This is a genomic window from Nocardioides insulae DSM 17944 (genome assembly GCF_000422825.1).
In the GTDB taxonomy this organism is placed as follows: domain Bacteria; phylum Actinomycetota; class Actinomycetes; order Propionibacteriales; family Nocardioidaceae; genus Nocardioides; species Nocardioides insulae.
Map to the genome: position 1 here is coordinate 65,614 of NZ_AUGU01000013.1, position 12,580 is coordinate 78,193.

Genomic DNA, 12,580 nt, shown 5'->3' on the forward strand with positions numbered 1-12,580 from the left:
GCACGCGGCAACGGCGAGGGAGGCCGTCCTCATCGGGCCAGTGGTTCGGGACACACATGCCCGCACCGTCCTCGGTCGCGATGACCTCGAATCGGCACCGACCGCGCTGAACTGGGTCAGGCGGTCAGCTCGTCGTTGGTACGACGCGCCGCCGCGCGCAGGGCGGACGGCGTGGGCCCGGCGGCTAGCAGCCCACGGCTGGAGCTGGGCAGGACGGTGGCGGATCCGAAGATCCGGCGGATGTCCGCGACGGTGCCGCCCTGGGCGCCGAAGCCCGGGGCCAGGATCGGGCCGTTGAACGCGAAGGAGTCCTCACCCTCGCCGATGGTCGCCCCGATGACCGCGCCGAAGGACCCGAGCGGGACCGCGTCGTGGTTGAGCCGACGGAGGTGGGCGAACATCCGGTCGGCGACGCTCTCCCCCGTGTCGGTGCTGGCCCGTTGTACCTCCGGGCCCTCCTTGTTGGAGGTGAGCCCCAGCACGAACAGGCCGGCCTCGTGCCGGCGGGCGCTGTCGACGAAGGGGTCCAGCGATCCGAAGCCCAGGTAGGGGCTGACCGTGATCGCGTCCGAGGCGAGCGGGCTGCTCGGGTCGAGGTAGGCGTCGGCGTAGGCCTGACTGGTCGAGCCGATGTCGCCGCGCTTGACGTCGAGCAGGACGAGCGCGCCGGCGGCGCGACTCTCGGCGATGACCCGCTCCAGCACCGCCACTCCGCGGGAGCCGAAACGCTCGTAGAAGGCGGACTGCGGCTTGATCACCGAGACGTACGGCGCCAGCCCCTCGACCGCGGTGAGCGCGAACTTCTCCAGCCCCTCCGGGGTGTCGTCGAGCCCCCACTCGGACAGGAGCCCGGCATGGGGGTCGATCCCGGCACACAGCGGGCCGCGGTCCTCGACGGCGGCGTACAGGCGGGCACCGAAGGGGGTCATCCCTGGACTCCGTTCACGAGGCGGCGGGCCCACCAGGGCCCTTCGTAGATGAAGGCGGTGTAGCCCTGGAGCAGGTCGGCGCCGGCGTCCAGGCGACGCCGGGCGTCCTCGACGGTGCTGATCCCCCCGACCCCGATCAGGGTCAGGGACGGGCCGACCCGGCTCCGCAGCAGCCGGATGACCTCCTCGGCCCGGGAGGCCAGCGGGCGCCCGGACAGACCACCGGCACCGTGTGCGGCCACCAGGTCGGGGTGGGAGCGCAGGCCCTCCCGCGAGATCGTCGTGTTGCTGGCGATCACGCCGTCCAGTCCCAGGGCCAGGGCGAGATCCCCGACCGCCAGCACGTCCTCGTCGGCCAGGTCGGGTGCGATCTTGACCAGCAGCGGCACCCGCCGGTCGGTGGCGCGGTCGGCGGTGATGCGCACGTGCCGGAGCAGCGGCTCGAGCCTCTCGACCGACTGCAGGGTGCGCAGACCGGGAGTGTTGGGAGAGCTGACGTTGACGGTCAGGTAGTCGGCGTACGGGGCAAGCAGGCGGGTGCTCTTGCCGTAGTCGGCCTCGACGGCATCCTGGTCGTCCTCGGGGACCACCTTGGTCTTGCCGATGTTGACACCGAGCACGGTCCGCGGCCCCCGGTCCGGGTGCCAGCCGTGCCGCTCGGCGCGGGTGACGGCCAGGTGACGCTGGCGCAGCCGGTTGGCGACGGCGACCGCACCGTCGTTGTTGAAGCCCATCCGGTTGACCACCGCGCGGTCGTTGACCAGCCGGAACAGCCGCGGCCGCGGGTTGCCGGCCTGTGCCTCCCCGGTGACCGTACCGATCTCGATGTGGCCGAAGCCGAGCCCGCCGAGTGCGTCGATGCCGATCGCATTCTTGTCGAACCCGGCGGCCAGGCCGAGCACGTTGGGGAAGGTCAGTCCCATCGCCTCGACCGGCCGCCCCGGCCGTGGCATCCGCACCAGCCCGGGGCGGGCGGTGCGGATGCCACGGAAGGCCAGCTCATGGGCCTTCTCCGGATCGATCCGGGTGAAGACCTGGTCGAAGAGCAGCGGGTAGGCCTGCATCAGGACCGACTCGCCGCCCCGGCGGCGAGCTGGGCGGACCACTCCTGGAGGGAGCCGACGCCGATGTCGCCGCGTCGGAGCGCCTGGATGCCCTGCACCGCGGCGCCGAGCCCCTGGACGGTGGTCAGGCACGGGATGTTGGCCATCACCGAGGCCGAGCGGATCTCGTAGCCGTCCAGTCGGGCGGACTTGCCGTCCGCCGAACCGTTCGGGGTGTTGATCACCACGTCGATCTCGCCGTCGAGGATCATCTGCACGATCGTCTTCTCGCCGTTCGGCCCGGCGCCCTCGGCGTGCTTGCGCACCACCGAGGCCTCCACGCCGTTGCGCCGGAGCACCTCCGCGGTGCCCTGGGTGGCCACCAGCTCGAAGCCGAGCTCGGCGAGCACCTTGACCGGCCAGATCATGGTCCGCTTGTCGCGGTTGGCGACGCTCACGAAGATCCGGCCGCCGGTCGGCAGCGGTCCGAACGCCCCGGCCTGCGCCTTGGAGAAGGCGGTGCCGAAGTCGGCGTCCAGGCCCATCACCTCGCCGGTCGACTTCATCTCCGGCCCGAGCACCGTGTCGACCTGCGACCCGTCGGGAGAGCGGAACCGGTTGAACGGCATCACCGCCTCCTTGACCGCGATCGGCTGGTCGGGCGGCAGCGTGCCCCCGTCGCCCTCGGCGGGCAAGGCCCCCGCGGCCCGGAGGTCGGCGATGGACTCGCCGAGCATCAGCCGCGCGGCCGCCTTGGCCAGCGGGGTGGAGGTCGCCTTGGAGACGAACGGCACCGTCCGGCTGGCGCGCGGGTTGGCCTCGAGCACGTAGAGCACGTCGCTGCCCAGCGCGAACTGGATGTTGAGCAGTCCGCGTACGCCGACACCGGCGGCGATCCCGCGGGTGGCCTCGCGGATCCGCTCGATCTCGGCGGCGCCGAGGGTGATCGGCGGCAGCGCGCAGGACGAGTCACCCGAGTGGACCCCGGCCTCCTCGATGTGCTCCATCACGCCGCCGAGGAAGAGGTCCTCACCGTCGAAGAGGGCGTCGACGTCGATCTCGACTGCATCGTCGACGAACTTGTCCACCAGCACCGGACGGTCCGGGGAGATCTCGGTGGCCGCCGCGATGTAGGCGCGCAGGGCGTCGTCGTCGTAGACGATCTGCATGCCGCGCCCGCCGAGGACGTAGGACGGCCGGACCAGCACCGGGTAGCCGACCTCCTCCGCGATCGCCCGTGCCTCGGTGAAGGTGGTCGCCATGCCGTGCTTGGGCGCGACCAGCCCGGCCTCCGCGAGCACCCGGCCGAAGGCGCCGCGCTCCTCGGCGAGGTTGATCGCCTCCGGGGTGGTGCCGACGATCGGCACGCCGTTGTCCTTCAGGCCCTGGGCCAGACCCAACGGGGTCTGACCGCCCAGCTGGCAGATGACGCCGACCACGGGGCCGGCCTGCTGCTCGGCGTGCACGATCTCGAGGACGTCCTCGAGGGTGAGCGGCTCGAAGTAGAGCCGGTCGGAGGTGTCGTAGTCGGTGGAGACCGTCTCCGGGTTGCAGTTGACCATCACGGTCTCGTAGCCGGCCTCGGAGAGAGCCAGCGAGGCGTGCACACAGGAGTAGTCGAACTCGATGCCCTGACCGATCCGGTTGGGTCCGGAGCCCAGGATGATCACCGCCGGCCGCTCCCGCGGCATGACCTCGGTCTCCTCGTCGTAGGAGGAGTAGTGGTACGGCGTCCGGGCCGCGAACTCGGCCGCACAGGTGTCCACGGTCTTGTAGACCGGGCGGATCCCGAGCGCGTGACGCACGCCGCGGACCACGTCGGCGCTCATCCCGCGCATCGCGCCGACCTGGACGTCGGAGAACCCGTGCCGCTTGGCCAGGGCGAGCAGCTCGGGGGTGAGCTCGTCGGCCTCGATGATCCGGCCGGCCAACTCGTTGATGAGGAACAGCTGGTCGACGAACCAGGGGTCGATCCGGGTGGACTCGTAGATCTCCTCCGGGGTGGCGCCGGCGCGGATGGCGTCCATGACCAGCTTCAGCCGACCGTCGTGGGGCACGGCGATCTGCTCGAGCAGCGCGGCCTTGTCCAGCTCGACGTACTCCTGGCGCCAGTCGAAGACGGCCGAGGGCCGCTCGAGGGAGCGCAGCGCCTTCTGCAGCGCCTCGGTGAAGTTGCGGCCGATCGCCATCGCCTCGCCGACCGACTTCATGTGGGTGGTCAGCACCGGGTCGGCGCCGGGGAACTTCTCGAAGGCGAACCGGGGCACCTTGACCACGACGTAGTCCAGGGTCGGCTCGAAGGAGGCCGGGGTCTCCTGGGTGATGTCGTTCTGGATCTCGTCGAGGGTGTAGCCGATGGCCACCTTGGCCGCGATCTTGGCGATCGGGAACCCGGTCGCCTTGGAGGCCAGCGCGCTGGAGCGGGAGACCCGCGGGTTCATCTCGATCACGATCAGGCGACCGTCGACCGGGTTGACGGCGTACTGGATGTTGCAGCCGCCGGTGTCGACGCCGACCGCACGGATGATGTCGATCGCGAGGTCACGCATCTTCTGGTACTCGCGGTCGGTGAGGGTCATCGCCGGTGCGACGGTGATCGAGTCACCGGTGTGCACGCCCATCGGGTCGAAGTTCTCGATCGAGCAGACGATGACGGTGTTGTCGGCGCTGTCACGCATCACCTCCAGCTCGTACTCCTTCCAGCCGAGGATGGACTCCTCCAGGAGCACCTCGGTGGTCGGGCTGGCGGCGAGGCCGGCTCCACCGATGCGGCGCAACTCCTCCTCGTTCCAGGCGAAGCCCGATCCGGATCCGCCCATCGTGAACGAGGGACGCACGACCAGCGGGTAGCCGAGCTGCTCGGCCCCGACCAGCAGGTCCTCGATCGAGTGGCAGATCGCCGAGCGGGCGGACTCGCCGCCCAGTTCGGCCACGATCTTCTTGAACTGCTCGCGGTTCTCCCCGCGGTCGATCGCCTCGATCGAGGCGCCGATCAGCTCGACGCCGTACTTCTCCAGGACGCCCGACTCGTGCAGCGCCACCGCGCAGTTGAGCGCGGTCTGGCCACCGAGGGTCGCGAGCAGGGCGTCGGGACGCTCCTTGGCGATGACCTTCTCGACGTACTCGGGGGTGATCGGCTCGACGTAGGTGGCGTCGGCGAACTCCGGGTCGGTCATGATCGTGGCCGGGTTGGAGTTGACCAGGACGACCCGCAGGCCCTCCTCACGCAGCACCCGGCAGGCCTGGGTGCCGGAGTAGTCGAACTCGCAGGCCTGACCGATCACGATCGGGCCGGAGCCGATCACCAGGACCGATGAGATGTCCGTGCGCTTCGCCATCAGGCCTGCTCCTCCGTGGTCGTTGTCGCGGGCGCGGCCGGAGTGCCGGCCTGGCTGCTCGCCATCAGTTCGCTGAAACGGTCGAAGAGGTACGCCGCGTCGTGCGGACCGGCGGCGGCCTCCGGGTGGTACTGCACCGAGAAGCTCTTCAGCCGACCCTCGGGGTCACGCAGCTCGAGCCCCTCGACGACGTCGTCGTTGAGGCAGACGTGGCTCACGCTGACCAGGCCGTACGGCGTCTCGGTGTCGCGGTCCAGCGGTGCGTCGACCGCGAACCCGTGGTTGTGGGCGGTGACCTCGACCTTGCGGGTGGTGCGGTCCATCACCGGCTGGTTGATGCCGCGGTGGCCGTACTTGAGCTTGAAGGTGCCGAACCCGAGGGCGCGACCGAAGAGCTGGTTGCCGAAGCAGATCCCGAAGTAGGGCAGGCCACGCTCCAGCGCCTCGCGGAGCAACTCCACCTGGCCGACCGTCGCGGCGGGGTCGCCGGGGCCGTTGGAGAAGAACAAGCCGTCGGGTGCGACCGCGAGGACGTCCTCGATGCTCGCGGTGGCGGGCAGGACGTGCACCTCGATGCCACGCTCGGCCATCCGCTGCGGGGTCATCTCCTTGATACCCAGGTCGAGGGCGGCGACGGTGAACCGCTTCGTGCCGATGGCCGGCACGACGTAGCTCTGCGGCGTGGAGACGGCCTCGGAGAGGTTGGCGCCGCTCATCTCGGCGCTGGCGGTGACCTTCGCGAGCAGCTTCTCGGGGTCGGTCTCCAGCGTCGAGATCCCCACGCGCATCGCACCGCGTTCGCGCAGGTGGCGCGTGAGCGCACGGGTGTCGATCCCGGAGATGCCCACGACACCCTGCTCGGCGAGTTCGTCGTCGAGGGTGCGCTGGGCGCGCCAGTTGGAGGAGACCCGGGAGGGGTCCCGTACGACGTAGCCGGCGACCCAGATCTGACGGGATTCGGGGTCCTCGTCGTTCATCCCGGTGTTGCCGACGTGCGGGGCGGTCATCACCACCACCTGGCGGTGGTAGGAGGGGTCGGTCAGGGTCTCCTGGTAACCGGACATGCCGGTCGAGAAGACGGCCTCGCCGAAGGTCTCGCCCTTCGCACCGAAGGACTCCCCGCGGAAGGTGCGGCCGTCCTCCAGGACGAGCAGCGCGGGAACAGGGGCCGAAGGCCGGGCTTTGAGGGCATGCAGCGGCACGCCGTACCTCCTTCTCCGCCTCACAGGACGGTGGTTAAAGGATGTCTCGAACGGCCCCGACACTATCAGCCGACCGCACCCGGGCGCCCGTCCGCGGCACCCCCGTCGCCCCCTGTGAGAGCGACCTCACGGCCGCTCCAACGACGGCGGAGCCAGCGGTCGTGCGAGGCCACCAGGACAGCGCCGGGCGAGGCCTGGACCGCCTCCTCCAGTTCGCCGGCGAGCGCGAGGGAGAGGTGGTTGGTCGGCTCGTCGAGCAGGAGCAGGTCGGGAGAGTGCGCGATCGCGATGGCCAGCGCCAGCCTCCGGCGCTGTCCCACCGAGAGCGCCCCCGTCGGGCGGGTGAGATCGCGCGGGTGGAGCAGTCCGAGCTCAGGCAACCCGACGGCGCCCTCCCCCGCGGCCTCCCGGTAGAGCCGCTCCGGGGAGCGGCCCAGGTCCTCGAAGACCGGGTCCTGGGTGAGTTCGGCGACGCGTCGGGCACCGACCTCGACCGTGCCGGATGCGGGCGCGATCCGGGCACTGAGGACGCCGAGCAGGGTGGACTTCCCCGCGCCGTTGGCCCCGGTGACCAGGACGCGCTCGCCGGCCTCCGCGTCCAGCCGGTCCAGGGTGAGCCGGCCGGGCACGACCAGGTCGCGCACCTGCACGACCCGCCCGGCGCCGGCGGCACCGGTCAGGTCGCCGCGGAAGCGCAGCGGCGGAGGAGGCTTGCGCACCTGGGCGGCCTCCGCCTCCTCGAGCCGGCGCTCGGCGTCCCGCTTGCGGCGGGCGAGGGTCCGCTCGACGTTCTGCCCCTTGAAGTGGTGGATGAACTTGTCGTTGTCGCTGGGCCCACGTCCGTGCGCGACGCTGCCGTTGCCCAGCCGGGTCGCGGCGCGGAGGCGCGACAGTTCCTCCTGCTGGGTCAGGTAGGTCTCCTCCCAGCGACGCCGGGCCTCCGTCCGGGCATCGACGTACGCCGTCCAGCCGCCGCCGAAGCGACGCCCGCCGGACCCGTCGGTGCCGAACTCCCCCGGCTCCAGGTCGATCAGCTCGGTCGCGACCTCGTCCAGGAAGGCGCGGTCGTGGCTGGCGAACAGCACCACGCCCGGGAGGCCGCGGAGGAACTCCCCGAGCAGCGCCACCGCCTCGTCGTCGAGATGGTTGGTGGGCTCGTCCAGCAGCAGCGCCGCCGGGCGGCGGGTCATGATCGTGGCCAACGCGAGTCGGGTGCGCTGGCCGCCGGAGAGGGAGCCCACTCGCCGCTCGGCGTCCTCGAGCACCCCGGTCAGCCCCAGGCGCTGCGCCGCCTGCTCGGCCCGGCGGTCCGCGTCCCACGCGTCGTGGGCCAGCGCCCACTCCAGGGCCGCGGCGTACTGGTCCGCGGCGCCGGGCCGGTCGAGCCGGGTCGCCAGCCGTTCGACCGCGGCCACCGCCTCGCGCAGCGGTCGCAGGGTGCCGGCCAGCACCGCTGCGACGGTGGCGTCGTCGCGGAACGGCGGCTCCTGGGTGAGCAGGACCAGGTCGTCGGGAGCGGAGAGCTCCCCGCGCACCTCGGCCCGCTCCGGCAGGGTGCCGGCGATCGCGCGGAGCAGGGTCGACTTCCCGCTGCCGTTCTCCCCCACCAGCGCGACCCGCCGTCCCGGTGGGACGCTCAGGTCGACGCCGCGCAGGACCGGTCGGTCGCGGTAGAACACCGAGAGGTCCCGCACGGTGACAGGACCCGCGGCGCCGGCGTACTCGTGGACGGGGGTCTGCGAAGAGTTGGATGACATGGCGAGCCGATCTGCGAGAGTCTCGAGACCCACCGGGCACAGGCTCTGGTCGAGCACAGCCGCGGACGCGGGTCAGATCAGGCGGTCATCCACACGGAGTGCAGCCTATCCCGAGTTCACGCCCGGCCATCAATCCCTTTACTCGATCGGTCCGGGACGTCGTGCGACGTACCACTGTGCCCAGGGGTCACATCACCCAGGCAGAAGGTGCGCTACCTGGCCGATTTTTCGGCCAGGTAGCGCACCTTTCCCCGGTTCACCGGGGAAACGTCCGCCCCTCAGACCAGCGCAGCACCGAGCACGGTGGGTACGCCCCGCAGCAGGGTGGCATGGACGGTGCCGAGCAGGCTCCGGCCGTGCCAGGGGTTGTTGCGGGACAGGGAGACGCTGGCGTCGCGGTCGACGACGACCTCGGCGGAGGGGTCGACCAGGGTGAGGTTGGCGGGTTCGCCGACCTCCAGCGGGCGGCCGTGTCCCTCGAGGCCGGCGATCCGGGCGGGGGTCTGGCTCATCACCCGGGCCACACCGGCCCAGTCCAGGCGGCCGGAGTCGACCATCACGGTGGAGATCACCGAGAGCGCGGTCTCCAGGCCGAGCATGCCGAAGGCGGCGTCGACGAAGGCGTGCTCCTTGTCCTGCCGGGCGTGGGGGGCGTGGTCGGTGGCGACGGCGTCGATGGTGCCGTCGGCGAGGGCGTCGCGGAGTGCTTCGATGTCCTCGACCGGACGCAGCGGCGGGTTGACCTTGTAGGTCGGGTCGTAGCCGGCGAGCAGGTCGGTGGGGAGCAGCAGGTGGTGGGGGGTGACCTCGGCGGTGACAGCGATGCCCTGGGCCTTGGCCCAGCGCAGCACCTCCACCGAACCGGCGGTGGACACGTGCGCCACGTGCACCCGGCTGCCGGTGTGGCGGGCGAGCATCACGTCGCGGGCGACGATGACCTCCTCGGCGATCCCGGGCCAGCCCGGCAGGCCGAGCCGTCCGGAGAGCTCCCCCTCGTGGCAGCAGGCGGAGGGGCCGGCCAGGTCGGGGTCCTGGCTGTGCTGGCTGATGACGCCGCCGAAGGCGCGGATGTATTCCAGCGCCCGCCGCATCACCCGGGGGTCGTGCACACACTTGCCGTCGTCGGAGAAGACCCGCACCCGGGCCCGGCTGCGCGCCATCAGGCCCAGCTCGGCGAGCTCCTCGCCGGCCAGGCCCTTGGTCACCGCGCCGACCGGCTGGACGTCGACCAGCCCGGCGTCCCGGCCGAGGTCGAGGATGCGCTCGGCGGCCTCGGCGGTGTCGGTGACCGGGTTGGTGTTGGCCATCGCCAGGACCGCGGTGAAGCCACCAGCGGCCGCGGCGCGCGAGCCGGTGAGGACCGTCTCGGCATCCTCCCGGCCGGGCTCACGCAGGTGGGTGTGCAGGTCGACCAGGCCGGGCAGCAACACCAGCCCGTCGGCGTCCAGGGTGCGGTCGGCCGAGCGACTCAACGAGCCGATCTCGCGGATCGCTCCGTCGGCGACGTACACGTCGGCACGCTCGGCGCCGAGCAGGGACGCCCCACGGATCAGGACGGACTCGCTCATCAGACTCCCTTGATCGTTTCCGGCTTGAGCGGCTCGGGCTCGCCGGCGAGCAGGTGGTAGAGCACGGACATGCGGATCGCGACACCGGCCGAGACCTGGTCGAGCACCAGGCTGCTGGCGGCGTCGGCGGCCTCGGGGGCGATCTCCAGCCCGCGGTTCATCGGACCCGGGTGCAGGATCGGCACGTCGGCACGCAGCAGGTCGAGGCGGGGGCGGGTCAGCCCGTAGCCGATGGTGTACTCGCGCGGGCTGGGGAAGTAGCCCCCGCTCATCCGCTCCCGCTGGACGCGCAGCATCATCACGGCGTCGACCTCGGGCAGCACCTCGTCGAGGTCGTACGACGTCGCGAACCCGGCCTCAGCGGCCCACTGCCCCACTCCCGCGGGCATCAGCGTGGGCGGTGCGACCGCGGTGACCCGGGCACCCAGCTTGGCCAGGCTCAGCAGGTTGCTGCGGAAGACCCGGCTGTGGGTGAGGTCGCCGACGATCGCGACGTGCTTGCCCTCCAGCGACCCGAGGTGGCGCTGCAGGGTGTAGGCGTCGAGCAGCGCCTGGGTGGGGTGCTCGTGCATCCCGTCGCCGGCGTTGATCACCGGGCAGTCCACCCACTGGGTGATCTGCTCGGCGGCACCGCTGGCGGAGTGGCGCACCACGAGTCCGTCCACGCCCATCGCGGTGACGGTGAGGACGGTGTCCCGCAGGCTCTCGCCCTTGCTGGTGCTCGACCCCTTGGCGGAGATGTTGATGACGTCGGCGGAGAGCCACTTGCCGGCGATCTCGAAGCTGGAGCGGGTGCGGGTGGAGTCCTCGAAGAACAGGTTGATGACGGTGCGGCCGCGCAGGGCCGGCAGCTTCTTCACCTCGCGCCGCTGCACGTCGTGCATCTGGGCGGCGGTCTCGAAGAGGGTGCCGATGTCGCCGGCGGTCAGGTCCTCGATCCCGATCAGGTGCTTCTTCATCGCGGGCCCTCCTGGTGCGCGGGGGCGGCGTCGCGGATGCGTACCTCGTCGACGCCGTCGGTCTCCTCCAGGCGTACGCCGACCCGCTCGGCCCGGGCGGTGGGCAGGTTCTTGCCCACGTGGTCGGCCCGGATCGGCAGGTCGCGGTGGCCCCGGTCGACCAGCACGGCCAGCCGCACCACCGAGGGGCGGCCGAGGTCGGAGAGCGCGTCGAGGGCGGCCCGGATGGTGCGACCGCTGTAGAGCACGTCGTCGACCAGCACCACGGTCTTGCCATCGAGTCCGGACGCGGGCAGTTCGGTCCGGTGCGGGCTGCGGGTGGGGTGGTTGCGCAGGTCGTCGCGGTACATCGTCACGTCGAGCGTGCCGAGCTCGACCGGCTGGCCCTCGACCGCTTCGATCCGGCTCGCGATCCGGCGGGCGAGCGGGACACCGCGGGTGTGCAGGCCCAGCACGAGCAGGTCCGCCGCCCCCTTGTTGCGCTCCAGGATCTCGTGGGAGATCCGGGTGAGGGCGCGAGCGATGTCGTCGGCGTCGAGCACGACCCGCCCGGGAAGGACGTCGGTACCGAGGGCGGGCGCCGGCTCGGCGCCCGCAGGGTTGGGATCAGGACTCATGGAGACAGGGACCTCCTTCTCCGCCTCACGGGACGGCTCGTTAAAGGATGTCGAACGGGGCCACTGTAGCGACGTCGCGCCCGCCTACTCGAACCGGGAGTTCGAGAGGCGGGCGCAGAGTCGTGGCCGGACCGGGCCCAGGCGACCCGGGACGCGGATGGATCAGGCGAGCGTGGACTTGTCGCGCTGGATCGCGCCGAGGATGCCGTTGACGAACTGGGGCGACTCGTCGGTGGAGAGTTCGCGCACCAGCTGCATGGCCTCGGAGACGGCGACCCCGTCGGGGACGTCGTCGGCGTACAGCATCTCCCACACGCCGAGGCGCAGGACGTTGCGGTCGACCGCCGGCATCCGGTTGAGCGACCAGTCCTTGGCGTAGCGGGTGAGCAGTTCGTCGATCCGCTCCCGGTGCTCGCTCACACCACGCACCAGGGTGGCGGTGTAGGGGTTGTTGGGGGCCTCGCCCTCGGCGATGGCGCGGTCGAGCGCCTCGACCGGCGACTCCGAGCGGAGTTCGGAGGCGAAGAGGAGGTCGAGGGCCCGCTTACGAGCCTTGGAGCGTGCAGCCATCGGAGGTGGTCAGCCCTTGACGCGGCTGAGGTAGGAGCCGCCGTCGCGGGTGTCGACCTTGATCTTCTCGCCCTGCTCGATGAAGAGCGGCACCTGGATCTCGGCACCGGTCTCGACGGTCGCCGGCTTGGTCCGGCCGGTGGCGGAGTCACCAGCGACGCCCGGCTCGGTGAAGGTCACCTCGACCTCGATGGACGGCGGCAGTTCGATGAAGAGCACCCGGCCCTCGTGGGTGGCCACGATCGCGTCGGTGTTCTCCAGCATGAAGTCGGCGGCGCTGCCCACGATCTCCGGGGCGACCTCGGTCTGCTCGTAGGTCTGGACGTCCATGAAGACGTAGTTGGTGCCGTCGTTGTAGAGGTACTGCATCGTCCGGCGGTCGACCGTGGCGGTCTCGACCTTGGTGCCGGCGTTGAAGGTCTTGTCGACGTTCTTGTTGGTCTCGACGTTCTTCAGCTTGGTGCGGACGAAGGCAGGCCCCTTGCCGGGCTTCACGTGCTGGAACTCGACCACCTGCCAGAGCTGGCCGTCGATGTTGAGAACCAAGCCGTTCTTGAGGTCGTTGGTGGTAGCCATCCGCGCGATATCCGCCTTCTT

At 71.2% G+C, this 12,580-nt stretch carries 10 protein-coding genes; all 10 read right to left on the reverse strand.

Going from position 1 to position 12,580, the window contains the following annotated elements; all coding sequences use genetic code 11:
• Positions 1-116: 116 nt before the first annotated feature.
• The 10 genes from pyrF to efp all read right to left on the reverse strand — a co-directional run bounded on the left by pyrF (position 117) and on the right by efp (position 12,559).
• The gene (gene pyrF, locus G515_RS0100950) at positions 117-929 is read right to left on the reverse strand and encodes an orotidine-5'-phosphate decarboxylase (protein ID WP_028658626.1); all 813 of its coding nucleotides are present in this window, start codon (positions 927-929) and stop codon (positions 117-119) included.
• Positions 926-1,993, reverse strand: coding sequence for a quinone-dependent dihydroorotate dehydrogenase (locus G515_RS0100955; RefSeq protein WP_028658627.1), 1,068 nt, complete (start codon positions 1,991-1,993; stop codon positions 926-928). The genes pyrF and G515_RS0100955 overlap by 4 nt, the downstream gene beginning before the upstream one ends.
• Complete coding sequence (carB, locus tag G515_RS0100960; RefSeq protein WP_028658628.1) at positions 1,993-5,310, reverse strand: carbamoyl-phosphate synthase large subunit; 3,318 nt, start codon at positions 5,308-5,310, stop codon at positions 1,993-1,995. Before carB ends, G515_RS0100955 begins: the two co-directional genes overlap by 1 nt.
• Positions 5,310-6,512, reverse strand: a complete 1,203-nt coding sequence (gene carA, locus G515_RS18860; RefSeq protein ID WP_245565124.1) for a glutamine-hydrolyzing carbamoyl-phosphate synthase small subunit — start codon at positions 6,510-6,512, stop codon at positions 5,310-5,312. Before carA ends, carB begins: the two co-directional genes overlap by 1 nt.
• Before the next feature lie 65 nt (positions 6,513-6,577).
• Positions 6,578-8,269 carry an ABC-F family ATP-binding cassette domain-containing protein gene (locus tag G515_RS0100970; RefSeq protein WP_051217850.1) on the reverse strand — a complete coding sequence of 564 codons (1,692 nt, stop codon included), beginning with the start codon at positions 8,267-8,269 and terminating at the stop codon, positions 6,578-6,580.
• 278 nt (positions 8,270-8,547) lie between these two features.
• Complete coding sequence (locus G515_RS0100975) at positions 8,548-9,837, reverse strand: dihydroorotase (RefSeq protein ID WP_028658630.1); 1,290 nt, start codon at positions 9,835-9,837, stop codon at positions 8,548-8,550.
• Positions 9,837-10,796 carry an aspartate carbamoyltransferase catalytic subunit gene (locus G515_RS18865; RefSeq protein WP_036553722.1) on the reverse strand — a complete coding sequence of 320 codons (960 nt, stop codon included), beginning with the start codon at positions 10,794-10,796 and terminating at the stop codon, positions 9,837-9,839. The genes G515_RS0100975 and G515_RS18865 overlap by 1 nt, the downstream gene beginning before the upstream one ends.
• On the reverse strand, positions 10,793-11,413 hold the full coding sequence (pyrR, locus tag G515_RS18870) for a bifunctional pyr operon transcriptional regulator/uracil phosphoribosyltransferase PyrR (protein WP_036553725.1): 621 nt from the start codon (positions 11,411-11,413) through the stop codon (positions 10,793-10,795). Before pyrR ends, G515_RS18865 begins: the two co-directional genes overlap by 4 nt.
• Positions 11,414-11,575: 162 nt before the next feature.
• On the reverse strand, positions 11,576-11,983 hold the full coding sequence (nusB, locus tag G515_RS0100990; RefSeq protein ID WP_028658631.1) for a transcription antitermination factor NusB: 408 nt from the start codon (positions 11,981-11,983) through the stop codon (positions 11,576-11,578).
• 9 nt (positions 11,984-11,992) lie between these two features.
• Positions 11,993-12,559 (reverse strand): elongation factor P, encoded by a 567-nt coding sequence (gene efp, locus G515_RS0100995; RefSeq protein WP_028658632.1) that lies wholly within the window; start codon positions 12,557-12,559, stop codon positions 11,993-11,995.
• Positions 12,560-12,580 lie beyond the last annotated feature (21 nt).